27 protein-coding genes are annotated in these 25,926 nt (G+C 72.1%); 23 read left to right on the top strand and 4 right to left on the bottom strand.

Going from position 1 to position 25,926, the window contains the following annotated elements; translation table 11 throughout:
• Positions 1 to 110: 110 nt before the first annotated feature.
• Together BM236_RS00810 and BM236_RS00805 are read left to right on the top strand one after the other, a co-directional pair.
• The gene (locus BM236_RS00810; protein ID WP_091119112.1) at positions 111 to 1,268 is read left to right on the top strand and encodes a sensor histidine kinase; all 1,158 of its coding nucleotides are present in this window, start codon (positions 111 to 113) and stop codon (positions 1,266 to 1,268) included.
• Positions 1,265 to 1,954: a response regulator gene (locus BM236_RS00805; protein WP_091119896.1), complete on the top strand. Its 690-nt coding sequence runs from the start codon at positions 1,265 to 1,267 to the stop codon at positions 1,952 to 1,954. The genes BM236_RS00810 and BM236_RS00805 overlap by 4 nt, the downstream gene beginning before the upstream one ends.
• Before the next feature lie 33 nt (positions 1,955 to 1,987).
• On the opposite strand, the gene BM236_RS00800 is transcribed toward BM236_RS00805, so the two are convergent.
• Complete coding sequence (locus BM236_RS00800) at positions 1,988 to 2,713, bottom strand: FadR/GntR family transcriptional regulator (protein ID WP_245750053.1); 726 nt, start codon at positions 2,711 to 2,713, stop codon at positions 1,988 to 1,990.
• 148 nt (positions 2,714 to 2,861) lie between these two features.
• Here BM236_RS00800 and BM236_RS00795 point away from each other — a divergent pair, with 148 nt between their 5' ends.
• The 18 genes from BM236_RS00795 (at position 2,862) to BM236_RS00710 (ending at position 17,446) form a co-directional block, all read left to right on the top strand.
• Positions 2,862 to 3,401: a gluconokinase gene (locus BM236_RS00795; RefSeq protein ID WP_245750052.1), complete on the top strand. Its 540-nt coding sequence runs from the start codon at positions 2,862 to 2,864 to the stop codon at positions 3,399 to 3,401.
• A complete protein-coding gene (locus BM236_RS00790; protein WP_091119107.1) occupies positions 3,401 to 4,795 on the top strand; it encodes a GntP family permease in 1,395 nt (464 codons plus the stop codon). The genes BM236_RS00795 and BM236_RS00790 overlap by 1 nt, the downstream gene beginning before the upstream one ends.
• A 114-nt stretch (positions 4,796 to 4,909) precedes the next feature.
• Entirely contained in the window at positions 4,910 to 5,116 is a 207-nt protein-coding gene (gene rpmE / locus BM236_RS00785) for a 50S ribosomal protein L31 (protein ID WP_091119106.1), read from the top strand.
• A gap of 90 nt (positions 5,117 to 5,206) precedes the next feature.
• Positions 5,207 to 6,298 carry a peptide chain release factor 1 gene (gene prfA / locus BM236_RS00780; protein ID WP_091119103.1) on the top strand — a complete coding sequence of 364 codons (1,092 nt, stop codon included), beginning with the start codon at positions 5,207 to 5,209 and terminating at the stop codon, positions 6,296 to 6,298.
• Positions 6,299 to 6,305: 7 nt separating this feature from the next.
• On the top strand, positions 6,306 to 7,184 hold the full coding sequence (prmC, locus tag BM236_RS00775) for a peptide chain release factor N(5)-glutamine methyltransferase (protein WP_091119102.1): 879 nt from the start codon (positions 6,306 to 6,308) through the stop codon (positions 7,182 to 7,184).
• Between the two features lie 33 nt (positions 7,185 to 7,217).
• Entirely contained in the window at positions 7,218 to 7,877 is a 660-nt protein-coding gene (locus BM236_RS00770) for an L-threonylcarbamoyladenylate synthase (protein ID WP_091119100.1), read from the top strand.
• A gap of 9 nt (positions 7,878 to 7,886) precedes the next feature.
• Positions 7,887 to 9,011: a glycosyltransferase family 4 protein gene (locus BM236_RS00765; RefSeq protein WP_091119098.1), complete on the top strand. Its 1,125-nt coding sequence runs from the start codon at positions 7,887 to 7,889 to the stop codon at positions 9,009 to 9,011.
• Between the two features lie 80 nt (positions 9,012 to 9,091).
• Complete coding sequence (locus BM236_RS00760) at positions 9,092 to 9,646, top strand: hypothetical protein (protein WP_091119095.1); 555 nt, start codon at positions 9,092 to 9,094, stop codon at positions 9,644 to 9,646.
• Positions 9,647 to 9,676: 30 nt separating this feature from the next.
• On the top strand, positions 9,677 to 9,907 hold the full coding sequence (locus BM236_RS00755; RefSeq protein ID WP_091119092.1) for a hypothetical protein: 231 nt from the start codon (positions 9,677 to 9,679) through the stop codon (positions 9,905 to 9,907).
• Positions 9,908 to 9,949: 42 nt separating this feature from the next.
• Complete coding sequence (gene atpB, locus BM236_RS00750) at positions 9,950 to 10,735, top strand: F0F1 ATP synthase subunit A (protein WP_245750051.1); 786 nt, start codon at positions 9,950 to 9,952, stop codon at positions 10,733 to 10,735.
• Positions 10,736 to 10,820: 85 nt separating this feature from the next.
• On the top strand, positions 10,821 to 11,039 hold the full coding sequence (atpE, locus tag BM236_RS00745; protein WP_091119089.1) for an ATP synthase F0 subunit C: 219 nt from the start codon (positions 10,821 to 10,823) through the stop codon (positions 11,037 to 11,039).
• A gap of 52 nt (positions 11,040 to 11,091) precedes the next feature.
• Complete coding sequence (locus BM236_RS00740; RefSeq protein ID WP_091119087.1) at positions 11,092 to 11,643, top strand: F0F1 ATP synthase subunit B; 552 nt, start codon at positions 11,092 to 11,094, stop codon at positions 11,641 to 11,643.
• Positions 11,643 to 12,452: a F0F1 ATP synthase subunit delta gene (locus tag BM236_RS00735; RefSeq protein WP_091119086.1), complete on the top strand. Its 810-nt coding sequence runs from the start codon at positions 11,643 to 11,645 to the stop codon at positions 12,450 to 12,452. The genes BM236_RS00740 and BM236_RS00735 overlap by 1 nt, the downstream gene beginning before the upstream one ends.
• Before the next feature lie 58 nt (positions 12,453 to 12,510).
• Positions 12,511 to 14,151 (top strand): F0F1 ATP synthase subunit alpha, encoded by a 1,641-nt coding sequence (gene atpA, locus BM236_RS00730; RefSeq protein ID WP_091119083.1) that lies wholly within the window; start codon positions 12,511 to 12,513, stop codon positions 14,149 to 14,151.
• 2 nt (positions 14,152 to 14,153) lie between these two features.
• On the top strand, positions 14,154 to 15,089 hold the full coding sequence (locus BM236_RS00725) for a F0F1 ATP synthase subunit gamma (RefSeq protein ID WP_091119081.1): 936 nt from the start codon (positions 14,154 to 14,156) through the stop codon (positions 15,087 to 15,089).
• Positions 15,090 to 15,129: 40 nt separating this feature from the next.
• Complete coding sequence (gene atpD / locus BM236_RS00720) at positions 15,130 to 16,575, top strand: F0F1 ATP synthase subunit beta (RefSeq protein ID WP_091119079.1); 1,446 nt, start codon at positions 15,130 to 15,132, stop codon at positions 16,573 to 16,575.
• Positions 16,575 to 16,976 (top strand): F0F1 ATP synthase subunit epsilon, encoded by a 402-nt coding sequence (locus BM236_RS00715; RefSeq protein ID WP_091119077.1) that lies wholly within the window; start codon positions 16,575 to 16,577, stop codon positions 16,974 to 16,976. Before atpD ends, BM236_RS00715 begins: the two co-directional genes overlap by 1 nt.
• 29 nt (positions 16,977 to 17,005) lie before the next feature.
• Complete coding sequence (locus BM236_RS00710) at positions 17,006 to 17,446, top strand: DUF2550 domain-containing protein (RefSeq protein ID WP_091119075.1); 441 nt, start codon at positions 17,006 to 17,008, stop codon at positions 17,444 to 17,446.
• Positions 17,447 to 17,479: 33 nt separating this feature from the next.
• Here the strand turns inward: BM236_RS00710 and BM236_RS00705 are convergent, their stop codons facing one another.
• On the bottom strand, positions 17,480 to 18,937 hold the full coding sequence (locus BM236_RS00705) for an FAD-binding oxidoreductase (RefSeq protein ID WP_091119073.1): 1,458 nt from the start codon (positions 18,935 to 18,937) through the stop codon (positions 17,480 to 17,482).
• Positions 18,938 to 19,125: 188 nt separating this feature from the next.
• On the opposite strand from BM236_RS00705, the gene BM236_RS00700 reads away from it, so the two are divergent.
• Entirely contained in the window at positions 19,126 to 22,557 is a 3,432-nt protein-coding gene (locus BM236_RS00700; RefSeq protein ID WP_139229985.1) for an ATP-binding protein, read from the top strand.
• A gap of 60 nt (positions 22,558 to 22,617) precedes the next feature.
• Positions 22,618 to 23,802 carry an MFS transporter gene (locus BM236_RS00695; RefSeq protein WP_091119069.1) on the top strand — a complete coding sequence of 395 codons (1,185 nt, stop codon included), beginning with the start codon at positions 22,618 to 22,620 and terminating at the stop codon, positions 23,800 to 23,802.
• On the opposite strand, the gene BM236_RS00690 is transcribed toward BM236_RS00695, so the two are convergent.
• Positions 23,783 to 24,736: a lytic transglycosylase domain-containing protein gene (locus BM236_RS00690; RefSeq protein WP_245750050.1), complete on the bottom strand. Its 954-nt coding sequence runs from the start codon at positions 24,734 to 24,736 to the stop codon at positions 23,783 to 23,785. The two genes, BM236_RS00695 and BM236_RS00690, sit on opposite strands and share 20 nt — an antisense overlap.
• Positions 24,733 to 25,311, bottom strand: coding sequence for a cob(I)yrinic acid a,c-diamide adenosyltransferase (locus BM236_RS00685; protein WP_091119067.1), 579 nt, complete (start codon positions 25,309 to 25,311; stop codon positions 24,733 to 24,735). The genes BM236_RS00690 and BM236_RS00685 overlap by 4 nt, the downstream gene beginning before the upstream one ends.
• Positions 25,312 to 25,589: 278 nt before the next feature.
• On the opposite strand from BM236_RS00685, the gene BM236_RS00680 reads away from it, so the two are divergent.
• Positions 25,590 to 25,895 carry an STAS domain-containing protein gene (locus BM236_RS00680; protein ID WP_091119065.1) on the top strand — a complete coding sequence of 102 codons (306 nt, stop codon included), beginning with the start codon at positions 25,590 to 25,592 and terminating at the stop codon, positions 25,893 to 25,895.
• Positions 25,896 to 25,926 lie beyond the last annotated feature (31 nt).

Below are 25,926 nucleotides of genomic sequence, written 5' to 3'. Positions count from 1 at the left end.
GTTTGTCAACGGTCGCCCGGACCGACCGCACCGCACGAGCGCCCCAGGGCGCGATCGATGTGCTCCTTTCGGAGCAGGTGCGCCGCCGCTCGGCCACCTAGGCTCGAGGCATGTCAGCCCTCCGGCCGCCCGCCGTGCTCCGGCCGGCGACCGGCGACCTCGCGCGGGGACTGGGCGTCGCCGTCGCCTGCGTGGTTCTCACGCTGTTCGTCAACGCCCAGGTTCCGGAGACCCCGCGAGACGTCGACGCCCCGTGGGTGCTCGCCCTCTTCGTCGCCTGCCTGCCGACCGTGCTGATCCGCACGGCACCGCGTTTCGCCGCGGTCTCGGCACTGGTGCTCACCCTCGCCGGCGCTGCGGCCGGCTACCCGATGGCCGCGGCGCTCGTGGTCGCGCTCGCACTCATCGGCGTCACGGCCAGCCGGGCCGACGTACGCCTGACGGGGACGCTCGGCGTGATCTGCGGCGTTGTGCTCGGCACCTTCACCGTCGCGAACGCCGACCAGGACCGGTGGTCGGTCGCCGCGATCGGCGGCTTCGCCGTCGGCATCCTGCCGGCGCTGGCCGGCGAGCGGCTGCGGTCGGAGCGGGCGCGGGCACGAGACGCGCAGGAGCTCGCCCTGCGTGTCGAGGAGCTGCGCGACCGTGACGTCGCGCGCGCCGTCGCCGAGGAGCGGCTCCGGATCGCCCGCGACGTCCACGACATCACCGGCCACCACCTCAGCGCGATCTCGCTGCTGGCGGGTGGAGCGAGCCGGTCGACCGACGACCGCGACGCGAGCGACGCCCTGCGCCACATCCACGACCTCGCCCACGATGCCCTCGGGCAGACCCGACGCGCGGTCGGCGTACTGAGCGAGTCCGCCGAGCCCGCGAGCCTGAGCCCCCTGCCGCGGCTGGCCGACGTGGAGCGGCTGGTCGAGAACACCCGGCTGGCCGGGATCACCGTCGAGCTGAGCGTCGACGGCGACCGCCGCGACCTGTCCGACACGGTCGAGCTGTGCGCCTACCGCGTGCTCCAGGAGTCCCTCACCAACGTCGTGCGCCACGCCGGGGCCCGCTCCGTCAGCGTGACCCTCGGCTACCGGGCGGAGGTCCTGGAGATCACCGTCGACGACGACGGCCGCGGGGGAGCGGCCGTCCCCGGCCGGGGGATCGAGGGCATGCGTGCCCGGCTCGCGCTCGTCGGAGGCGAGCTCGTCGCCGGCCCGCGTCCCGGCGGCGGGTGGTCGGTCGCCGCGGCCCTCCCGACCGAGCAGCCGCGATGACCGTCCGGGTCCTCATCGCTGACGACCAGGCCATCTCCCGGCAGGGCCTGCGGCTGATCCTGCAGAGCGCGCCGGACATCGAGGTGGTCGGCGAGGCGGTGGACGGTCTGGACGCGGTGGCCCAGGCGCAGCGCTACCGCCCCGACATCGTCCTGATGGACGTCCGGATGCCGCGGATGGACGGGCTCGAGGCGACCCGCCGGCTGGCCGACCTCCCCGACGTCGAGGTCATCGTGGTCACCACCTTCGACCTCGACGAGTACGTCGTCGAGGCGCTCCGCGGCGGCGCCGTCGGGTTCCTGGTCAAGGACTCGGCGCCCGAGCGGATCATCGAGGCGGTCCAGGCGGTGGCCCGCGGTGACGCCCTCATCGCGCCGGAGGTCACCCGGCGGCTGCTGGGCCGGTTCGTCGCCGGGACGCCGTCCCGCGCCGGCGACCCCCGGCTCGCCGAGCTCACCCCGCGCGAGCGCGACGTCCTGCTCGAGATCGCCGCGGGCCACAGCAACGCCCGCATCGCGACTCGGCTCTTCCTCGAGGAGAGCACCGTCAAGGGGCACGTCAGGCGGCTCCTGGCGAAGCTGGGCCTGGCCAGCCGGGTCCAGGCGGTCATCTTCGCCTACGAGACCGGCCTGGTCGTCCCGGGTCGGCCGGCCGACGACGGCACGGACGGCACCGGCCCCGGCTGACCCGCCCGGTCCCCGGTCGGCCGGGTCAGGCCGTCACGGGGAGGAGTGCAGCTGCGACATGGCGGCCGAGGCCTCGTCGATGATCGACCGCATGGCCTGCTCCGCCGCAGCCGCATCGCGGGCGCGTACGGCGCGGGCGACCGCGTCGTGGAGCTCGATCGCCTCCGGGTTCGGCCGGGCGGGCATCATCCGGTGGTGGGTGCGGCCGCCCAGCACCTCCGCCACGACGTTCCCCAGCGAGGCGAGCATCTCGTTGCCGCTCGCCTCGAGCAGCGTGCGGTGGAAGGCCTGATCGGCCACCAGGTAGCGGCCGAGGTCGCCCGTCCTCCCGTGCACCTCCATGTCGGCCACCGCGATGGTCAGCTCCCTGCTCTGCTCGGGCGTGGCACGCGCCGCGGCGAGCGCGGCGGCGACCGGCTCGACCCCGTGCCGCAGCTCCGAGAGCGAGAGCAGCTGATCGACGCGGTCGGTGCTGTCCAGCCGCCAGCGGATCACGCGCGGATCGAACACGTTCCAGGACGACCGGGGCAGCACGGTGACCCCGACCCTGCGGCGCGAGGCGAGCAGCCCCATGGACTCGAGCACGCGCACCGCCTCACGGGCGACACTGCGCGAGACGGCGTACTCCGTGCTCACCCACTCGAGCGTGAGCACGGTCCCGGGCGCCAGGGCGCCCGAGACGACGGCCGTGCCGAGGGCCGACAGCACGGAACCGTGGAGCTCGCCGGAGGGCTCGGGCTGCGGCGCTGGATCGGTCACGCCGGAATGCTCCCACTCCACAGGCCCGGTGAAAAGGGCAGACGAATAACTCTTGGGTTCTTGCAATGATCTGACTATTGATGATTGTCTGTGGCGGCCACCACAGTCCCGGCCCGTTGGGTACCGGGCGTCCGCGAAGGAGCCGACCATGCCGATGACCCGCACGACCCCGCTGGTCGTCGTGATGGGCGTGTCCGGATCGGGCAAGTCCACCGTCGGCCGCGCCGTGGCCGATCGACTGGACGTCGACTTCGTCGACGGCGACGACCTCCATCCCGAGGCCAACGTCGCCAAGATGGCGGCCGGCATCGCGCTCGACGACGACGACCGCTTCCCCTGGCTCGAGGCCATCGGGGAGTGGCTCGCTGCGCACGAGTCGACCGGCGGAGCGATCGCCTGCTCGGCGCTGAAGCGGATCTACCGCGACCAGCTGCGCCGGCACGCCCCGGACGTGGAGTTCCTCCACCTCAGTGGCAGCCAGGAGGTCATCGCCGCTCGCCAGGCCGCGCGACACGGGCACTTCATGCCGCCGTCGCTGCTCGCATCCCAGTTCGCGACCCTCGAGCCGCTGGCCGCCGACGAGCGTGGCGTCGTGGTGGACGTCGACCAGTCGGTCGACGAGATCGTCCAGGAGTACGTCGACCGAGCGGTCGCGTCCCGACCCCATCCCATCCCAGAGGAGTCCTGATGTCCGTTCTGCCCTTCGCGGTCTCCGCCGCGGGCACCGACCTCGTCGAGCCGGTCGCGGCCGGCTGGCAACTCGTCGTCGGCGCGCTCGTCGGCATCGCGCTGATCGTCGTGCTGATCGTCTTCGGCAAGGTCCACCCGTTCCTCGCCCTGATCCTGGGCGGCCTCGTCGTCGGCATCGTGGACGGGCAGAACGTCGCCGACGTGATCACGAGCTTCAGCAACGGGTTCGGCTCGACCGCTGCCGGCGTCGGCATCCTCATCGCCCTGGGCGCGATGTTCGCCAAGCTGCTGGCCGACTCCGGCGGCGCCGACCAGATCGTCGACACCATCGTCGGGCACGCCTCGCCGCGGGTGCTGCCGTGGGCGATGGCCCTCGTCGGCGCGATCATCGGCCTGCCGATGTTCTTCGAGATCGGCCTGGTGCTGCTGATGCCGGTCATCTACCTGGTCTCCCGGCGCTCCCAGCTCTCGGTGGTCACTGTCGGCATCCCCGCTCTGGCCGGCCTGTCCGCCATGCACGGACTCGTGCCGCCGCACCCCGGCCCACTCGTCGCGATCGACTCGCTCCACGCCGACCTCGGCGTCACCCTCGCGCTCGGCGTCCTGGTGGCGGTCCCGACCGTCATCGTCGCCGGCCCGCTCTTCGGCCGCCTCGCCGGCACCTGGGTCGACGTGGTCGCGCCGGCGACGTTCGACCCGACCGACCGGACCGACGACGAGCGTCGCCCGGGCTTCGGCATCACCCTGGCGAGCGTCCTGCTCCCCGTCGTCCTCATGCTCGCGAAGGCGCTGGCCGACATCGTCATCGACGACCCGGAGCAGGGCCTGCAGAAGGTGCTGGACGTCCTCGGCACCCCGCTGGTCGCCCTGCTGATCGCCGTGCTCGTCGCGCTGTTCACGCTCGGCCGCAACGCCGGGTTCGACCGGGCGCGGCTCTCCAAGACGCTGGAGACCTCGCTGCCGCCCATCGCGGGCATCCTGCTCATCGTGGCCGCCGGCGGCGGCTTCAAGCAGGTCCTCGTCGACAGCGGCATCGGCACCGTGCTGGCCGACTGGGCCAAGGACGCCGACATCTCGATCCTGCTCCTCGCGTGGATCCTCGCGGTCCTGATCCGGCTCGCGACGGGCTCGGCGACCGTCGCGACCATCACCGCCAGCTCGCTCATGGTCGGCCTGGTCGCGGGACAGTCGACCGCCGAGACGTCGCTCGTCGTGCTCGCCGTGGGCGCGGGCTCGGTGTTCTTCTCGCACGTCAACGACGCCGGCTTCTGGCTCGTCAAGGAGTTCTTCGGCATGAGCGTCGGCCAGACGATCAAGACGTGGTCGCTGATGGAGACGGTGCTCTCGGTCTCCGGGCTGGTGTTCGTCCTGCTGCTCGGCCTGGTGGTCTGAGCGGCGGTGGGAATTCGTCGGCGCAGGCCGGCGTTGTCTAGCATTGATCCGTTCCGGCTCCGGTTCACCCCACGTGTCGCGTGAGGACCCGGGCCTCTAGTGATGAGGACATCCATGAAGACTGACATCCACCCGACCTACGTCGCGACCGAGGTCACCTGCACCTGCGGCGCGACGTTCACCACGCGCTCGACCAAGACCGACGGCATCATCCGCGCCGACGTCTGCTCGCAGTGCCACCCGTTCTACACCGGCAAGCAGAAGATCCTCGACACCGGCGGCCGCGTCGCCCGGTTCGAGGCGCGCTACGGCAAGAAGTAGCTGCTTCCGAGCGCCGGCCCCCGCATCCGTGCGGGTGGCCGGCGCTCGTCATTTCCGGGCTGAACGTCGGTGACTGACCAGGGGAGAGGCATGTTCGAGGCTGTCGAAGGGCTCGTCGAGGAGCACCAGGAGCTCGAGGGCCGGCTCGCGGCGCCGGAGACGCACGCCGACGCCCGCCTGGCCAAGAGGCTCAACCAGCGGTACGCCGAGCTGAGCGCCGTGATCGGCGCCTACCGGCACTGGCGGCAGCTGGGCGACGACGTCGAGGCCGCCCGCTCGCTCGCCACCGAGGACGGGGGAGACCCAGGCTTCGCCGAGGAGGCCGACCAGCTCGCCGAGCAGCTCGCGGAGGCCGAGGAGCGGCTGCGCCGCCTGCTGGTCCCCCGCGACGCCGCCGACGACAAGGACGTCATCCTCGAGGTGAAGTCCGGCGAGGGCGGCGAGGAGTCGGCGCTGTTCGCCGGCGACCTGCTGCGGATGTACACCCGCTTCGCCGAGCAGCGCGGGTGGAGGACCGAGATCCTCGACGCCGCCGAGTCCGACCTCGGTGGCTACAAGTCCGTGACGGTCGCCGTGAAGGCCCGGTCAGGGGGGAGCACGTCCGAGCCGGGGCAAGCGCCGTACGCGCTGCTCAAGTTCGAGGGCGGGGTGCACCGCGTCCAGCGCGTCCCCGTGACCGAGAGCCAGGGCCGCGTCCACACCAGCGCCGCGGGCGTCCTCGTCATGCCGGAGGCGGAGCAGGTCGACGTCACGATCGACGAGAACGACCTGCGCATCGACGTCTTCCGCAGCTCGGGCCCGGGCGGCCAGAGCGTCAACACGACCGACTCGGCGGTGCGCATCACGCACCTGCCGACCGGCATCGTTGTCAGCTGCCAGAACGAGAAGAGCCAGCTCCAGAACAAGGAGCAGGCGCTGCGCATCCTGCGCGCCCGCCTGCTGGCGGCCGCCCAGGAGGCGGCCGACGCCGAGGCCAGCGACGCGCGGCGCAGCCAGGTCCGCACCGTGGACCGCTCGGAGCGGATCCGCACCTACAACTTCCCGGAGAACCGGATCTCCGACCACCGCACCGGCTACAAGGCCTACAACCTCGACCAGGTGCTCGACGGCGACCTCGGCCCGGTGCTGGCGTCGGCGGTCGACGCCGACCTGGCCGCGCGGCTCGCCGCGCTCGAGTCCTGAGGGCCCGATGAGCGACGTCACCCGCCGCGGCCTGCTCGCCACCGGAACGGTGCTGCTGCGCGAGGGCGGCGTCGCCAGCCCCGAGTACGACGCCGCGGAGCTGCTCGCCCACGTGCTCGGCGTCTCCCGCGGTGCACTCGTGCTCGTCGACCACATCACCGACGAGCAGGCCGACGCCTACCTCGCGCTCGTCGGCCGCCGCGCCGCCCGCGAGCCGCTCCAGCACCTCACCGGCGTCGCCCACTTCCGCCACGTCGAGCTCGGCGTCGGCCCGGGGGTCTTCGTGCCTCGGCCGGAGACCGAGCTGCTGGCCGGCTGGGCGATCGAGCAGGCCGTCCGGGTGGCCGGCGAGGAGGGCCGTGAGCCGGTCGTGGTCGACCTGTGCACCGGCTCGGGTGCGATCGCCCGGAGCATCGTCGACGAGGTCCCGGGCGCCCTGGTGCACGCGGTCGAGCTCGACGAGGCCGCCCACGCCTGGGCGACCCGCAACCTCGCGGGCCTGGGCGTCGACCTGCGGCACGGCGACATGGCCACCGCCTTCGACGACCTGGCCGCCGGCGTCGACGTCGTCGTGTGCAACCCGCCCTACATCCCGCTCGAGGCGTGGGAGTCGGTCGCGGCCGAGGCCCGCGACCACGACCCGCACCTGGCGCTGTTCTCCGGGCAGGACGGGCTCGACGCGATGCGGGTGCTCGAGGAACGGGCCGCGCTCCTGCTGCGGCCCGGGGGAGTGGTCGGCGCGGAGCATGCCGACGAGCAGGGCCCGGACGGCCTCGGCGGTGGGGCGCCGGCGGTCTTCGCGGCGACCGGCCGCTGGGCCGACGTACGCGACCATGTCGACCTGGCGGGCCGGGCCCGCTTCACGACCGCGAGGCTGGCACGATGAGGTCCATGACCGTCAGCGAAGCGAGCCGTGCCGATGGCTGAGCGCTATCCCGCCGTCTTCCAGCAGGACCTGGACGCCGCCGTCGACGCGGCGGCGCGCGCCATCACCCGCGGTGAGCTGGTCGTGCTGCCCACCGACACGGTCTACGGCATCGGCGCCGACGCGTTCGACCCGGCGGCGGTCAAGGCGCTCCTCGAGGCCAAGGGCCGCGGTCGCGAGATGCCGCCCCCGGTGCTCGTCGCGTCCGCGGCGACGCTCGACGCCCTCGCCGTCAAGGTGCCCGACTGGGCCCGGGCGCTGACCGAGGCGTTCTGGCCGGGTGCGCTCACGCTCGTCTGCCACCAGCAGACCTCGCTGCGCTGGGACCTCGGCGAGACCCGCGGGACCGTCGCGGTGCGGGTGCCCGACCACGCCGTCGCGATCGCCGTCCTCGAGCGCACCGGCCCGCTGGCCGTCAGCTCGGCCAACCGGACCGGCCTGCCCGCGGCGACGGATGCGGCCACCGCCGAGGCGATGCTCGGCCACGCCGTGTCGGTCGTCGTCGACGCGGGCCCGACCCCTGCCGCAGACCCCTCGACCATCGTCGACGCCACCGGCGAGACGCCGCGGTTGCTGCGCCTCGGCGCGATCGGTGTGGAGCGCCTCGACGAGGTGCTCGCGCCGTTCGGCGTCAGCCTTCCCCCGGGCGACTGAGGACGAGCGTTGCGCGCCTACCTCCTGCTCTTCCTCGTCGCGGCGGCCGTCACCTACCTGCTGACGGTGGTGGCGCGCGAGATCGCGCTGCGCACCGGAGCCGTGGCGCGGGTGCGCGACCGGGACGTGCACGACGAGCCGATCCCCTACATGGGCGGGCTCGCCATGCTCGGCGGCCTCGGCGCCGCCTACCTCGTCGCCCGACAGATGCCGTTCCTCGCCGACGCCTCGCCCTTCGTGCTGCGTGACGCCGGCGTCGTCCTCATCGCCGGGGCGATCATCTGCATGGTCGGCGTGCTCGACGACATCTTCGAGCTCGACGCCCTGACCAAGTTCGGCGGCCAGGTCCTCGCCACCGGATTCCTGATCGCGTTCAGCATCCAGTACTGGTTCATCCCGACCGGCGGCAACACCTACTTCCTGCTCGACCCGAGCCAGGGCGCCCTGCTCACCGGGATCATGGTCGTCGCGACCGTCAACGCGGTGAACTTCATCGACGGCCTCGACGGCCTCGCCGCCGGGGTGGTCGGGATCGGCGCCCTCGCCTTCTTCGCGTTCTGCTACGGCATCACCCGCATCAACCAGGTCGATCGCGCCACCACCGCCGCGCTGCTCAGCGTCGCGCTGGCCGGCGCCTGCGTCGGCTTCCTGGTGCACAACTGGAACCCGGCCCGCCTCTTCATGGGCGACAGCGGGTCGATGCTCCTCGGGCTCGTCCTGTCGGCCAGTGCGGTGAGCCTCTCGGGACAGTTCCAGCCCGGCCAGCTCAGCCAGGGCGTGCGCGGCACGGCCTCGAGCCTGCTGCCGACGTTCCTCCCGATCCTGCTGCCGCTCACCCTGCTGCTGGTGCCGATCGCCGACCTGGTCATGGCCGTCGTACGCCGGACCAGGGCCGGTCGCTCCCCGTTCGCGCCGGACAAGCAGCACCTGCACCACCGGCTGCTCGAGATCGGCCACTCCCAACGGCGCGCCGTCCTCATCATGTGGCTGTGGGCCGGGCTGATCGCGTTCGGCTCGTCCTTCGCCAGCCTCTACTCCGGGCCGTGGATGTGGGGGACGCTGGGCGCCGGCCTCCTCATCACGCTCGGGCTGACCTTCCTGCTGCCGAAGCTGCGCCAGGTCGACCCGGTCTGAGCAAGCGGCTGGATCGTTCAATTTCCATCGCCTCGAACGCTTGTGATAACTTTCACGAGCGATCCGGATAGGGTTTCGGGATGCCCCGGGCGTTCCCGGGAGCCAGCTGGATCGCCACCGTCAGTCCCCTCCACAGAACGGCCGCCGAGATGACGACCGAGTCGAAGCAGGTCCGGGTCGCCACCGGCGCCGGCACGCTTCTCGGTGCGGCCTCGTGGGCCCTGGCGATCGGCGCGGCGGTGGCCCTGGTGGGGCTCGTCGTCGACGGCCGCCCGGCGCTGGCCGGCGGCCTGACCGGCGCCGTGACCACGGCCGTCGTGCTCGCCGGTGGAGCGCTCTGCATCAACGTCATCGCACGGGTGATGCCGTCGGTCTCGCTCATGATCGCGCTGCTGACCTACGCCCTCCAGGTCGTGGTCCTCACCATGGTGATGGCGGTGGTCTCCGAGAGTGCCGACGACACCGTCACGCTCTGGGCCGCGGTGGCCCTGATCGCGGTGACGCTGACCTGGTCGCTCGCCCATCTGCTGCTCTCCACGCGCCGCCGGATCGCCGCCTACGACGTGGCTCTTCCGGGGGAGGGAACATCGGGTCCCGATGCGCTTTCCGGCGCGGTCAGGCCGAGTGCGCGATGACCCTCCACGGCTGCTATTGTCCGGGGCGCGATGGCACCCGACGACTCCCCGCGCAGGGACCCATGGCGCTCCTTCGGCTACCTCGTGGCAGGCGTGGCGTTCTACGGTGCGGTCGGCTGGGGACTGGACCGCTGGCTGGGGACGGACTTCCTGGTCGCGGTCGGGATCATCGTCGGGGCGGCGCTCGGGATCTACATGACCTGGTCGGCGCTGCGCGACGCCGACGATGACCCGGACAGCGATCGCGACCCGAAGACGTAAGCGTGACGAGTTGTACCTGAAGAAGAGAGTGCAGGAGGCAGAGTGAACCCCCTCGCGATGGTGGTCAAGGCCGATGAGTTCGAGGCTCCCGGCCCGTCGAACTTCGACCTGCCCGGCTTCTTCGACAGCGGTGTCACGAAGCCGATGGTCCTGCTCGTCCTCGCGGCGGCCCTCGTCTTCGCCTTCTTCTACCTCGCCATCCGCCGGGCGACGATCGTCCCGGGCCGGCTGCAGTACGCCGGCGAGAGTGCCTACGGCATGGTGCGCAACAGCATCGCCCGCGACATCATCGGCGGCCACGACTTCAGGAAGTTCGTCCCCTACCTGGTGACGCTGTTCTTCTTCGTCCTGGTCAACAACCTCTTCGGGTCCATCCCGTTCCTCCAGTTCCCGACCTTCGCGCGGGCCTCGATGGCCTACGCGCTGGCGGCCATGTCGTGGGTCCTCTACAACGCGGTCGGCATCAAGCGGCACGGCCTCGTGGGCTACCTCAAGCTGCAGACGGTCCCGTCGGGTGTGCAGGCGTTCATGCTGCCGCTGCTGGTCCCGCTGGAGTTCTTCTCCAACATCCTCGTCCGCCCGGTCACGCTGGCCCTGCGTCTGTTCGCGAACATGTTCGCCGGCCACATCCTGCTGCTGCTCTTCGCGACGGGTGGGCTCTACCTCATCCAGCACGTGGGCGGCATCGGGTACGCCGCGGGCCCGGTCGCGTGGGTGCTCTCGATCGCGATCGGCTTCCTCGAGATCCTGGTCCAGTTCCTGCAGGCCTACGTCTTCACCCTGCTCAACGCGATGTACCTCCAGGGTGCGCTCGCCGACGAGCACTGAGTGGTCGCCGGGGACGCCCCGGGGATCCAGCACAGCTGTACACCAACCGCATCACCTGAAGTGAAAACAACCGAAAGGAAGAGTCATGGGTGGCTCCCTGAACATGGTCGGCTACGGCCTGGCTGCTATCGGCCCGGGCATCGGCATCGGCCTGATCTTCGCGGCCTACATCTCCGGCGTGGCCCGTCAGCCGGAGGCGCAGAGCCGACTCCAGTCGATCGCGATCCTCGGCTTCGCCCTCGCCGAGGCGCTCGCCATCATCGGCATCGCCCTGGCGTTCGTCCTCAAGGCGTCCAACACCTGATCCGCCTCGGGCACCAGCCCTCGGTCCATCACTTGAAGACAAGGTCAGGTAGATGAAGTCAATGTTGATCGTCGCCGCAGCGGAGCACGAGGAGAACCCCCTCGGCTTCGTGTGGGTGGAGTTCGTCCTTGCCCTCGTGGTCTTCGGCATCCTGCTCTTCCTCATCGGGAAGTTCGTCACGCCGCGGTTCGAGCAGACCTACCACGAGCGCACCACGGCGATCGAGGGCGGCCTCGCCGCTGCCGAGAGCAAGCAGGCCGAGGCCGACGCGAAGCTCGCCGAGCTGGAGGCCCAGCTCGCCGACGCGCGTCACGAGGCGGCGCGCATCCGCGAGGAGGCGCGCGAGCAGGGCGCCCAGATCGTCGCCGAGATGCGGGAGCAGGCCCAGTCCGAGGCCTCTCGCATCGTCGAGCACGGCAAGGCGCAGATCGAGGCCGAGCGCCAGCAGGCGGTCACCTCGCTGCGAGCCGAGGTCGGTGGCCTGGCCACCAGCCTGGCCGGTCGGATCGTGGGCGAGAGCCTCGACGACGACGCTCGTCAGAGCCGTGTCGTGGAGCGCTTCCTCGCCGACCTCGAGACCGGTTCCGGGGCAGGTGCCAACTGATGGACTTCCGTGGTGGTTCGGCAGAGGCGGTCGCCGCCCTCACCGACGAGCTGGTCGGCCAGACCGGTTCGGGTGAGGCGGCGAGCGCCCTCGCGGACAGCCTGTTCACGGTCTCGCGGTCGCTGCGTTCGGAGCCGGCGCTGCGTCGGTTCGTCACCGACGTGTCGGTGCCGACGGAGGCCAAGCAGGGGATCGTGCGCGAGGTCTTCTCCGGCAAGGTCGACGACGGCGCGCTCACGGTGATCGCGTCTGCCGTCGGCCGGCGCTGGACGTCGAGCCGCGACCTGCCCGACGCGCTCGAGCACCTCAGCGAGGTGGCGACGGTGCGCTCGACCGGGCAGGACGTCGAGCGGCTCTCCGACGAGCTGTTCTCGTTCGGCCAGACCGTGCAGGAGAACCCCACGCTGCGCGACGCCCTGTCCGACCCCGCCCGGTCGGTCGACGACAAGGCGGCCCTGGTCGACTCGCTGCTGGCCGGCAAGGCACTCCCGGCGACGGTGACCCTGGTCAAGCAGTCGCTGGCCGGCACCTACCGGACCGTCTCGGCCGCCCTGGCCGAGTACCAGAAGGTGGCGGCCGAGGTGGTCAGCGAGGGCGTCGCCACGGTGCGCGTCGCGAAGCCGCTCACCGACGCCGAGATCACCCGCCTCGGCGCTGCCCTGCAGCGCGCCTACGGGCGCGCGATCCACCTCAACCAGCTGGTCGATCCCGACGTGCTGGGTGGCATCAAGGTCGAGATCGGCGACGATGTCATCGACGGCACCATCGCCAGCCGGCTGGACGACGCCCGTCGGACCCTCGCCGGCTGAGCCGGCGCGGCCGACCCCACGACGTACAACGAAGATTCGAGAGAGAAGGCATCAGGAGATGACGGAGCTTTCCATCCGTCCGGAGGAGATCCGCGACGCGCTCAGCAAGTACGTTGCCGAGTACAAGCCGGACGCCGCCGCCCGCGAGGAGGTCGGCACCGTCGCTCAGACCGCTGACGGCATCGCGCGCGTCAGTGGTCTGCCCTCGGCCATGGCGAACGAGCTGCTCGAGTTCGAGGACGGCACCCTCGGTCTCGCCCTGAACCTCGACACCCGCGAGATCGGCGTCGTCGTCCTCGGTGACTTCGACAAGATCGAGGAGGGCCAGACGGTCCGCCGCACGGGCGAGGTCCTCTCGGTCCCGGTCGGCGACGGCTACCTCGGCCGCGTCGTGGACCCGCTCGGAACCCCGATCGACGGCCTCGGCGAGGTCGTCAGCACCGGCCGCCGCGCCCTCGAGCTGCAGGCACCCGGCGTCATGGCCCGCAAGTCGGTCCACGAGCCGCTCGCCACCGGCATCAAGGCGATCGACGCGATGACCCCGATCGGCCGTGGCCAGCGTCAGCTGATCATCGGCGACCGTGCCACGGGCAAGACCACCGTCGCGATCGACACGATCATCAACCAGAAGCAGAACTGGGAGACCGGCGACCCGGCGAAGCAGGTCCGCTGCATCTACGTCGCCATCGGCCAGAAGGGCTCCACCATCGCCTCCGTGCGCGGTGCCCTCGAGGCGGCCGGCGCGCTGGAGTACACCACCATCGTGGCGGCCCCCGCGTCGGACAGCGCCGGCTTCAAGTACCTCGCGCCCTACACCGGCTCGGCCATCGGTCAGCACTGGATGTACGACGGCAAGCACGTCCTGATCGTCTTCGACGACCTGACCAAGCAGGCCGAGGCCTACCGCGCGGTGTCGCTGCTGCTGCGCCGTCCGCCGGGCCGCGAGGCCTACCCGGGTGACGTCTTCTACCTGCACAGCCGCCTCCTCGAGCGCTGCGCGAAGCTCTCCGACGAGCTGGGCGCCGGCTCGATGACGGGTCTGCCGATCATCGAGACGAAGGCCAACGACGTCTCGGCGTTCATCCCGACCAACGTCATCTCGATCACCGACGGCCAGATCTTCCTGCAGTCCGACCTGTTCGCGGCCAACCAGCGCCCCGCCATCGACGTGGGTGTCTCGGTGTCGCGGGTCGGCGGTGCGGCGATGACCAAGGCGATGAAGGCCGTGACCGGTTCGCTGAAGGTCGACCTCGCGCAGTTCCGCGCCATGGAGGCCTTCGCGATGTTCGCCTCCGACCTCGACGCGGCCTCCAAGCAGCAGCTGGCCCGCGGCCAGCGGCTGATGGCGCTGCTCAAGCAGCCGGCCTACTCGCCCTACCCGGTCGAGGACATGACCGTCTCGCTGTGGCTGGGCACCAGCGGCCGTCTCGACAAGCTGCCCGTCGCCGACGTCATCCGGTTCGAGCAGGAGTTCATCGACTACGTCAAGCGTTCCAAGGCGGGCATCCTGGACGGCATCCGTGAGACGCTGAAGTTCGAGGACTCCACCGAGAGCGAGCTCTCGTCGGCGTACGACGACTTCCTGGGCCAGTTCGAGACCTCCGACGGCGGCTCGATCAAGGCCGGCTCCGAGAAGACCGACGCTCTCGAGGACGCGGACGTCGAGCAGGAGCAGATCGTCAAGCAGAAGCGGGGCTGACGGTGGCCGTATCGCTGCGTGAGTACCGCGCGCGGATCAAGTCGACGGAGTCGATGAAGAAGATCACGCGCGCCATGGAGCTCATCGCTGCGTCCCGGATCATCAAGGCGCAGCAGCGGGCCAACGCCGCCGCGCCGTACGCACGGGAGCTGACCCGGGCGGTCTCGGCCGTGGCGACGTACTCCAACGTCGACCACGCCCTGACCACCGAGCCGGAGCACGCCGAGCGAGCCGCGGTCCTGGTGATCACCAGTGACCGCGGCCTGGCCGGCGCCTACTCCTCGAGCGTGCTGCGTGAGGCCGAGGGCCTGGTCGAGAAGCTCCGGGCCGAGGGCAAGCAGGTCGACGTCTACGTCTCCGGACGCAAGGGCGAGGCGTTCTACCGGTTCCGCGGCCGCGACGTCGTCAAGGCCTGGACCGGTCACTCCGACCAGCCGTCCTACGACATCGCGCGTGAGATCGGACAGGTCCTGATCTCGGCGTTCCTGTCCGGTGAGGGCGCGGCCGAGGACGGCGCTGACGAGTTCCCGGCGGTCGACGAGGTCCACCTGGTCTACACCCGGTTCCGCTCGATGCTGGTCCAGCAGCCCACTGCGGTGCGTCTGCTGCCCCTGGAGGTCGTCGAGGGCGTCGAGGCGCCCGACCCCGACGAGGTGCTCCCGCTCTACGACTTCGAGCCCTCGGGCGAGGCCGTGCTCGACGCGCTGCTCCCGCAGTACGTCCAGAGCCGCATCTGGTACGCGCTGCTCCAGGCGGCCGCCTCCGAGCTCGCCGCCCGTCAGAAGGCGATGAAGTCGGCGACGGACAACGCCCAGGAGCTCATCAAGAAGTACACGCGGATCGCCAACCAGGCTCGCCAGGCCGGCATCACGCAGGAGATCAGCGAGATCGTCGGTGGCGTCAACGCGCTGGCCGACGCCAACGCCCAGAACGACTGACAGTTCGACTGAGAACCCACGAAACAAGGAAACCGAGACAATGACTGCAACGGTTGACGAGACCACCACTACGAGCACCGGCCGCGTGGCCCGTGTCATCGGCCCGGTCGTCGACGTGGAGTTCCCCGTCGACGCCATGCCGGAGATCTACAACAAGCTGGAGGTCGAGGTGACCGTCGGCGAGGACACCTCCGTGCTCCCGCTCGAGGTCGCCCAGCACATCGGCGACGGCGTCGTCCGTGCCATCTCGCTGAAGCCGACCGACGGCCTGGTCCGTGGCGCGACGGTGACCAACACCGGGGGCCCGATCAGCGTGCCCGTCGGCGACGTGACCCTCGGCCACGTCTACAACGCCACCGGCGACGTGCTCAACCTCGAGGAGGGGGAGAAGTACGAGGTCAGCGAGCGCTGGGGGATCCACCGCAAGGCCCCGGCCTTCGACCAGCTCGAGTCGAAGACGCAGATGTTCGAGACCGGCATCAAGGTCATCGACCTGCTCACGCCCTACGTCACCGGTGGGAAGATCGGCCTCTTCGGTGGTGCGGGCGTCGGCAAGACCGTCCTCATCCAGGAGATGATCGCCCGCGTCGCGAAGAACCACGGCGGTGTGTCGGTCTTCGCCGGCGTCGGTGAGCGGACCCGTGAGGGCAACGACCTCATCGTCGAGATGAAGGAGGCCGGCGTCTTCGACAAGGTCGCCCTCGTCTTCGGCCAGATGGACGAGCCGCCGGGCACGCGTCTGCGGGTGGCGCTCTCCGCGCTGACGATGGCGGAGTACTTCCGCGACGTGCAGAACCAGGACGTGCTCCTCTTCATCGACAACATCTTCCGGTTCACCCAGGCCGGCTCCGAGGTCTCCACCCTGCTGGGCCGGATGCCGTCGGCGGTCGGCTACCAGCCGAACCTCGCCGACGAGATGGGCCTCCTGCAGGAGCGCATCACCTCGACGCGCGGCCGCTCGATCACCTCGATGCAGGCGATCTACGTGCCGGCCGACGACTACACCGACCCGGTGCCGGCGACCACGTTCGCGCACCTCGACGCGACCACGGAGCTGTCCCGCGAGATCGCCTCGCTCGGCATCTACCCGGCCGTCGACCCGCTGACGTCGACCTCGCGGATCCTCGACCCGCAGTACATCGGCCAGGCTCACTACGACGCCGCGATCCGCGTCAAGCAGATCCTCCAGCGCAACAAGGAGCTGCAGGACATCATCGCGATCCTCGGTGTCGACGAGCTGTCCGAGGAGGACAAGATCATCGTCTCGCGGGCCCGCCGCATCCAGCGGTTCCTCTCGCAGAACACCTACGTCGCCAAGCAGTTCACCGGCATCGAGGGCTCCACGGTCCCGGTCGCGGACACGATCGAGGCGTTCAACAAGATCTGCGACGGCGAGTACGACCACGTGGCCGAGCAGGCGTTCTTCATGTGCGGCGGTCTGGACGACGTCGAGCAGAAGTGGGCCGAGATCCAGAAGAACCTCTGATGGCCGAGTCCAGCGCCTACCTCACGGTCGAGCTCGTCGCGGCCGACCGGACGGTGTGGTCCGGCGAGGCCACCATGGTCATCGCCCGGACCACCGAGGGTGACATCGGTGTCCTGCGCGGGCACCAGCCCACGCTCTCGGTGCTCACCGACGCGGTCGTCGAGATCAACCCCGAGGAGGGCCCCGTCGTCGTCGCGACCGTCGACGGTGGGTTCCTCTCGGTGGCCGACGACCGGGTGTCGATCCTCTCCGAGCACGCGCTGCTCGCCGAGGAGATCGACGTCGACGAGGCCCGCACCGAGCTCGAGACGGCCCGGACACTGATCGGGGCCGACGACGAGGCCGAGCGTCGCATCCGCCGGGCCGAGGCGCGCATCCGCGCCGTCGAGAAGGCGTCCTGAGGAACGGCTGAGGCCGAGGACGAGGGGGTATGCCGACGTGGGAGTGGGTTGTTGACGCCGTCGGCGTGCTCCTGATCCTCGTCGTCTGCTACTTCGTCGCGCTGCTGGTGCGTCGCCGCGCCCTCGGGCGTCACGGCGGCACCTTCGAGCTGAGCCACCGCGTCCGGGCCACACGGCCCGGACGCGGTTGGCTGCTCGGGATCGGCCGCTACTCCGGCGAGACCCTGGAGTGGTTCCGCGTGTTCTCGCTGTCCCCGCGCCCCAAGCGGCGGTGGGAACGGGTCGCCATGGCCTACGACTCCAGTCGCGGCCCCGAGGGGGCCGAGTCGATGGCCCTCTACCCCGACCACGTGATCGTCGCCTGCCGCTACGGCGGTGAGCTGGTCGAGCTGGCGATGGCGCCGGCCTCCCTGACCGGGTTCCAGGCGTGGCTCGAGTCGAGTCCGCCCGGCACCGACTGGTCGCGCTGAGCCGGCCCGAGCCGGCCCGGTCCACTTGCCCGCTCAGGCGGTCGGACGACCCGCCTCGTAGAGCCGCGGGACCGGGTGGTTCGCCGCGAACACGCCGTAGGGGTCCACGGCGGAGCGGATCCCCTTCAGCTGGAGCCAGGCCTGCTCGGTGTACGCCGCGCGCGTCTCACCCGCCGTCTCCGCGAAGTTGAGGTAGGTGCGACCGGTCGCGAACGGCTCCAGCGTCTCGACGAAGGCGCTGGTCTCCACCTCGGCCAGCGCCGCGAGCTCCGGCGTCGGCGCCATGCCGAGGCCGAACGCGACGAAGTCGCCGTCGAGGTGGGACAGGACGCCGCCGCCCTCGGCGGGGCGGCCGAGAGCGCCGCCGAGCTGGCGCAGCTCCGCGATCAGCAGGTGGGTGTCCGCGTCGGGTCCGGCGGCACCGAGGAACGCGTCGACGGCCGCGTCGGGCATGGATCGCAGCGTCGCCGTCCGGCCCACCGCCGGGGCACCCCCCTCGGGGTCCATGTGGATGCGGGTGAGGGCGGGGGCCGGGACGCGGGCGAACGTGTCGACCTGCGGGCGCAGGGCGCGCAGCCCGCCGAGCAGCTCGGCGGCGCGCTCGTCGCTGCCGAGCACGGCGCCGTCGACGATGGCGACCGAGCGACCGCGGAGGAGCTCGGGGATCTCGGGGAGGGGCGGGAACCGCATCGCCCGGAACGACGTCGTGATCTCGTCCGGCGCCCCGGGTGCCCACGCCGTCCACTCGCGGAGGACCGGCTCCATGTCCGCGAGGTCCCACATCAGCATGCCGGCGTACGCCGTCTCGATGTCGAAGGTGCGGAACTCCATCGCGGTGACCACGCCGAAGCTGCCGCCGCCGCCGCGGACGGCCCAGAACAGCTCGCGGTTGGTCTCCGCGTCGGCGCGGACGAGGGTGCCGTCGCCGACGACGATCTCGACGGCGACCAGGCTGTTGGTGGCCAGGCCGAGCTTGCGGGCGTACCACCCCATGCCGCCACCGAGCGTGTAGCCGGCGACGCCGACGTCAGGGGAGGAGCCGTGCAGGACCGCACGGCCGTACTTGGCGGCCACGTCGACGACCGGCTCCCAGACGCAGCCGCCCTCGACGCGCACGACGTGGGTCGTCTCCTCGTAGGTGACGGTGTCGAGCCGGCCGGTCCGCAGGAGCACGACGTCGTCCAGGCCGCGGGCGGCCAGCGGGCCGGCGTTGTGGCCGGTGGACTGGGGTGCGACGCGAAGTCCGGCCAGGGCGGCGGTCCGGACGACCTCGCCCACCTCCTCGGGGCTGGCCACGGAGACCACGCCGGCGGGGCGCTGGTCGACGGCCAGGTTCCAGGCGACGCGGGCGCCGTCGTAGCCGGGGTCGCCGGGCAGGTGGACGCGGTCGGCCGCGCGGCCGCCGAAGAGGCCGCGCAGCGCGGAGGTCGTGAAGGGGTCTGCGACGGGTGCGGTCGTTCCGGGCCGGGCGCCGGTCTGGGGGTCGGTCATGGTGGTCTCCCTCGGTTGCTGAGTCGGCGGTCTCCGATCTCGGTGGCCCCACCGTGCCGAGGTGCGCTGGGAAAGGACTGGTCGTCCGCTGGGGAACGACTTGGGACGCCTCTCCGCCCCTCCCCATGACGAGGGAGGAGAGGCGAAATGCAGCGCCCTCCACCAGCAGGCGTCCTTAGAGTTCTCCCGTGACGACGACGACCCCGGGCACGGTGACGCAGACGGTCTCGGCGTCGGTCCTGGGCCAGATGGAGGTGGCGCTCGACGGCGTGCCGGTCGACCTCGGCACGCCGAAGCAGCGGGCACTGGTCGCCGCCCTCGCTCTCTCGCGCGGCCGGGCCGTGTCGGTCGACGGGATCGTCGACCTGCTGTGGGGTGACACGCCCCCGAACGGCGTCAGCGCCACCCTGCAGGCCTATGTGTCCCAGCTGCGCCGCGTGCTCGAGCCCGCGCGGCAGCGGCGGACGCCGGCCACGGTGCTGGTCACCGTGGCGCCCGGCTACGCGCTGCAGGTGGCTCCGGGCGGGCTGGACGCCGCCCGCTTCGAGGCGGCCGTCATGCAGACGCACGGCGTGCTCCAGGGCCTGGACCTGACCGGTCCGCCGAGGCTGACGTCGGCCGAGCTGACCGGGGTGGTCGGCACGCTCGACGGAGCACTCGCCCTCTGGCGCGGCGAGCCGTACGCCGACCTCGGCGATGCGGCGGCCGCCGTCGCCGAGCGGGCCCGGCTCGAGGAGCTCCGCCTGGTCGCCCTCGAAGACCGGGCGGTGGCGCGGCTGGCGCTCGGCCAGCACGCGACGGTCGCGGCCGAGCTCGAGGCGCTCACCTCGGCCCATCCGCTGCGGGAGCGGCTGTGGGCGCTGCGGACGCTCGCGCTCACCCGGGCCGGACGGCAGGCCGAGGCGCTCGACGCGCTGCGCCGGGTCCGCGAGCTGCTCGACGAGGAGCTCGGCCTTGAGCCGTCGGCCGACCTGCGCGACCTGCAGACCGCCGTGCTGCGGCAGGACCCCGCACTGGAGTGGACCCCTCCCGCAGCACAGCCGGCAGCAGTCCCCGCACCAGCCCCCGCGACAGTCCCCGCACCAGCCCCCGCGACAGCCCCCGCGTCCCTGGCCGTGCCTGCGCCGCGCGCAGAGCCGCCGGTCGACCTTCCGACCGGGCCGGCGGCCGTCGCCCCCTGGCCGCTGTGCGGTCGGGAGGCCGAGCTCGAGGCGCTCGTGGCGTTGCTGGACCGGTCGGTGTCCGGGCGGGCGTCCTGTGCGGTGCTGACGGGGGAGCCGGGGATCGGCAAGTCACGACTGGCCGCGGAGCTGGCGGCCCGCGCCCGGGCACGCGGGGTGCGGGTGCTGCGCGGACGCTGCTCCCAGGACGACGGCGCGCCTCCGCTGTGGCCGTGGCGCGCCGTCCTCGAGCGCCTCGGCACCGAGCTGTCCGAGGCGGACGGCGAGGACGTGGGCGCGGCGTTCCGCGTCTGGGACCGGATCTGTGCCGAGGTGCTCCGGGCCACCGAGGAGGGACCGGTCCTGCTGGTGCTCGACGACCTGCACTGGGCCGACGCGTCGAGCCTCCGGGTGCTGCGCCTGCTCGCCGAGACCGCCCCCGCCGCGACCCCGCTCCTGGTGATCGCCACCTGGCGGTCGCATCCGGCCCCCGACGGGTTGCTCGCCGACGTCGCCGAGGCGCTCGCCCGTCAGCACCCGCTGCGGCTGGAGCTCACCGGGCTGGAGCCCGGCGCGGTCGGGGAGCTCTTCGCCGCGGTCTCCGAGCGCGAGCTCGCCGACGACTCCGCCGAGGTCCTGCAGGAGCGCACCGACGGCAACCCGTTCTTCCTCGTCGAGTACGCCCGGCTGGCCGCCTCGCGCCACGACGCCAACGTGCCCGAGCGCCCTCCGACGGCCGTCGCCGAGGTGCTGCGCCGCCGCATCGAGCGGCTCCCCGCCGAGACGGTGTCGACGCTCCGGTTCGCCGCGCTGATCGGCCGGCGGTTCGACGTACCCACCCTCGCCGCCGCGTCGGGCCGCGACGAGGACGACATCCTCGACCTCGTCGAGCCGGCCGTCGTCGCGGGACTGGTGCGCGAGGACGGCATCGACAGGTTCGCCTTCGGGCACGCGCTCGTCCGCGACACCCTGCGCAGCAACGTCGCCGCCAGCCGGCTCGCCCGGGCGCACGCTGCGGTGGCGCGGGCGCTGGAGGGCCGGCCGGAGCGGGAGACGGAGGTCGCCCGGCACTGGCTCGCGGCCGGCCCGAGCCACGCGTCCCGGGCGTGGCGGGCCGCGGTGGCCGCGGCCGCGGGTGCTCGCCGCCTGCACGCCTACGACGAGGCGGCCGACCTGCTCCGCGTCGCCCTCGACGTGATGCCGGGCGACCCGGAGGCCACGCTGCGCGACCGCTACGACACGCTGATGGACCTGGTCGAGGCCTACCGCTGGGCGGCCCTGCTGCCGTCGCTCGTCGGGTGCGCCGAGGAGGCGATCGACGTCGCGAGGCGGATGCGCGACCCGGAGGCCGTCGCGCGCGCCGCGACCTCGGCGACCCAGTCGTCGCTGTGGCGCTCCGCACCACCCGGCGAGGTCAACGGCACGGTGGTCGCCGCCCTGCGGGGGTCGCTCGAACGGCTGCCGGAGGGGGACGGCGAGCTCCGCTGCCGCACCCTGCTGGCGCTGGCCAACGAGCTCGCCGAGCAGACCACCTTCGCCGAGCGCGCCGCGCTGGTCGACGAGGCGACCGCCATGGCGCGCCGCCTCGGCGACCCGCGGCTGGTCATCGACACCTGCCTCGTCGGATTCGTGGCGCTGTGGACGGCCTGGACCGCCGGGGACCGGCTCGATCGCGTCACTCGGGCGATGGAGCTGGCCCGCCACATCGGTGACGAGCGGGAGTTCCTGGTCGCCGCGACCCTGCGTGCGGCCGTGCTCGGCGAGCTGGGACGGCCGACGGAGATGTTCGAGGCGGCCGAGGTCGCCCGGTCCGAGGCGCGTCGCCTGCGGATCGGCTACGCCGAGGGCGTGCTGCACGGCCTGGAGGTGCCCTGGCTGGCCATGCGGGGGGAGTTCGAGGAGTGCGAGCGCAGGCTCGCGGACCTCCGGACGCTGCGCCGCCGGCTCGCCCACACCGACATGGACGAGAACGTCGCCGCGTGCCTGCTCGCCCTGCGGCTGTGGCAGGGCCGCGCCGCGGAGGTGATCCCCGTGCTGCGAGGTCTCGACACCGACAGGGGGGAGTGGGCGCCCACCATCGCGGTCTACCACTGGCGCGCAGGCCTGTACGACGAGGCGCGGTGGCACCACCGGCAGGCCGGTGCGCCTATCACCGAGGACACCGAGGTGCCCCTGCACACCGTCGCCCACGCGGCCGAGCTCAGCCTCTACCTCGCTGACGCCGACCTGGCGCAGCGGTGCGCGCGGCGGCTCACGAACTACTCCGGGATGGCCGTCAGCCTCGGTTCCTCGATGGCACTGGGGCCGGTCGACCTCTACCTCGCCTGCGCGGCCGCCGCGGCCGGCGACGCCGAGGCCGCCCACCGCGACGCTGACGCGGCGCTCGACCGGGCGCGCGAGTGGGGCCTGGACGCGCTCATCGCATGGTTCGAGGGCGTGCGGTCGACGTACGGCTTCTGACCGGGTGCCGCCGGCACAACCGATTCGACGCCGACCACCCGGACACGGTCGAATGGGAGCGTGACCGTGACGACCGCTCCGAGCCTCCTGACCACCCGGACCTCGGTCGCCCTGACGTTCGCGCTCAACGGCCTGCTCTTCGCAACGCTCGTGTCGCGGCTCCCGGACGTGCGCAGCGAGCTCGACCTCAGCAACTCCGCCCTCGGGCTGCTGCTGATCTCGGCGTCGGTCGGCTCGGTCCTCAGCCTGCCGCTCGCCGGCCGGATCATCGAGCGGTTCACGCCGGCCGGCACCGTCCGCGGCGGCTCGGTCGCCGTCGGCGCCGGCCTGCTCGTCTGCGGCATCGGGGCGACGGTCGTCGAGTGGCCGCCGCTGGCGGCCGTCGGGCTGTTCGCCTACGGGATCGGCACGTCGACGTGGGACGTCGCCATGAACGTGGAGGGCGCCGAGGTCGAGCGCCGGCTCGGGCGCACGATCATGCCGCGCTTCCACGCCGCGTGGAGCATCGGCTCGATCGTCGGCAGCGGGATCGGCGTCGTGATGGCGGCCCTCGGCGTCCCGGTGAGCCTGCACTACCTGGTGATCGGCGCCGTCGCCCTCGTGCTCACCCTCCGCTCGGCCGGCACGTTCCTCCCCGTCGAGGAGAGGCACGAACACCAGGAGAGGCCGCGCGTCTCCGCCTGGCGCGAGCCGCGCACGCTGGTGATCGGCCTGATGGTGCTGTGCTACGCGACCGTGGAGGGCACCGCCAACGACTGGCTCTCCCTCGCGGTCATCGACGGCTACGACACCCCGCACTGGGTCGGCGTCGCCGGCTTCTCGGTCTTCGTCGTCGCGATGACGGCCGGGCGCCTCACCGGCCCGCTGGTGCTCGACCGGCTCGGCCGCGCCCCGGTCCTGTGGGCCTGCTCCGGCCTGGCGGCGGTGGGCGTGCTCATCGCCGTGTACGGCGGCTCGCTGCCCGTGATGTTCGTCGGCATCGTCATCTGGGGGGTCGGCGCCTCCCTCGGCTTCCCGGTCGGGATGAGCGCCGCGGCCGACGACCCGGTCCGCGCTGCCGCCCGGGTCTCGGCCGTCGCCACGATCGGCTATGCCGCCTTCCTCGCCGGCCCGCCGCTGCTCGGCATGCTCGGCGACGCGGTCGGCACCCTGCGCGCCCTCGTGGTGGTCGCGGTGCTGATGGTCCCGGCGTCCCTCACCGTCTTCGCGGCGCGCCCGCCGGCGGTCAGCGGGTCGACCGACTGAGCAACCGCTCGGGGTGGCGGCGCAGGTAGGCCGAGGTCCCGGCCGGCGAGGTGCGGGCGTAGCCCACGGGCAGCCACACGTCGCCGCGCCGCGACAGGTAGACGACCTGCCAGTCGTAGAGGCCGCGCAACGCGGCCGGCGAGGCATGCAGGATGGCGGCGTACGCCTCGACGCCGCGGACGTAGAGCCGTGACCGGTTGTAGGCGAAGAGCGCCTGGTCGATCTTCCCGCGCCCGCCGCCGTTGTGGGCGAGGTAGCGCGCGGCCGCGAGGATCGCGTCGTGCGGGTCGTCGATGTCGCCCCTGCCGTACGCCGCCCAGGTGCCGGGCATGAACTGCATCGGCCCCCGGGCACCCGCGACGGACGTCCCCCGGATCCGGCCCATGCCGGTCTCGACCAGGTTGACCGCGGCGAGCACCTGCCACGGCACTCCGAAGCGTCGCTCGCCCTCGCGGTAGAACGCGAGCAGTGCCGGCTCGGACGCCGGTGCCACGATCCGCCACGACGGCAGCGTCCGGGAGAGCGTGTGGTGCATGGTGCGGAAGGCGCGTCGCGCCCTGATGTGGAGCCGCACCGTCGCGCGCAGGGCGACCGGGACAGCGCCCACGACGGGGCGCATCCACCTCGGCCGGCCGGCGAGCTGGCGGTAGAGCACCTGCGCCTCGAAGCCCGCCTGGGCGGCGACGGGCCGGGCCGACGAGGGGTCGCGGCTCACCCGTTCGGCCGTGGTCAGGCGGGCGGCCAGCTCGGCGGGGGAGCGTGCCTCGCGCGGCGCGGACAGCGCCGAGGCCGGAGCCCCCGGGTGGGACACGGCGGCCGTCGCCGTTCTTCCGGCGTGGGCGGGTCTCCGCCAGTCACCCTCGTCACCGGTCTGCCCGCAGGCCGTCGCCGACAGGGCGACGAGCGCGACCACCGCGACCAGGCCGTTCCTCACTGCGCGCGCTCGCCCCCGGGCACCCAGAGCACGTCGCCCTGCTCACGGTTCTCGTAGCGGGCCAGGATGAAGAGCAGGTCGGAGAGCCGGTTGAGGTAGGTGATGGCGAGCTTGTTCATCGTCTCGCTGTGCACCTCCCACGCCGCCCAGGCCGATCGCTCGGCACGGCGCGCGACCGTCCGCGCGACATGGAGGTGCGCGGAGGCGAGGGTGCCGCCCGAGAGGATGAACGAGCGCAGGTTGGTCAGCGGCTCGTTGAACGTGTCGCACCAACCCTCGAGCCGGTCGACGTAGGACTGCTCGACCCGCAGCGGCGGGAAGTCCGGGTCCGGCACGACGGGCGTCGCGAAGTCCGCGCCCACGTCGAACAGGTCGTTCTGGATCCGGGTCAGCACTCCCACGACGTCCGGGGAGAGCTCCGAGGCGGCCAGCGCCACCCCGATGTGCGCGTTGGTCTCGTCGACGTCGGCATAGGCGGCGAGGCGGAGGTCGGTCTTGACCGTCTCGCTCATGTCGCCCAGGCGCGTGGTGCCGGCGTCTCCAGTGCGGGTGTAGATCCGGGTGAGGTTGACCATGGCGACGAGCCTAGGCCGTGTACCGCCGGATCGCGTCACCCCGCCGAGGCCCCGATAGAAAGACCTGTCCTCCCGATGTATCTGGGCGCGCACCGGCGGCTCCTGGACCTTCGTTGACGCGCTGCAACGTCGCTCGGGGCGGTGCTGCCGGTCCGAGAACCGGATGACGGATGCAACGAAATGGCATCGGATTGCGTCAGATCAAAGAGGAGCCGGAGTTCTGGGGTACCGACGGCTTCCGGCAGGAAGTCAGAGTCGGTGGAGGCGAGGAGCACGCGATGGACATCATCACCGACGGTGCGGTCATGGTCCTGCAGGGCGACTTCGACGCACGCAGCACCTTCCAGGTCCGCGACGTGCTCTACGGCCAGCTCGCCGCCTACGGCGACGTCGTCGTCGACCTGAGCGGCGTCACGGTCGTCGACATGACGGCGCTGCGACTGCTCGCGGCCGCCAGTCGGCGTACGGCCCACGACGGGCACCACCTGACCCTGCGCGACTGCTCGCCGATCGTCCGCCGGATGCTGCACCTGAGCCGGCTCGCCCGCGTCGTCGAGCTCGAGCGGGTCCGCGCCAGCGCCTGACGGCGTGACATCTTCCACAGCGACGGCGGTT

Source organism: Nocardioides terrae, assembly GCF_900112345.1.
Taxonomy (GTDB): domain Bacteria; phylum Actinomycetota; class Actinomycetes; order Propionibacteriales; family Nocardioidaceae; genus Nocardioides; species Nocardioides terrae.
The sequence above is the reverse complement of the archived record's forward strand: the minus strand, read 5'-3'. Positions and strand labels throughout refer to the sequence as shown.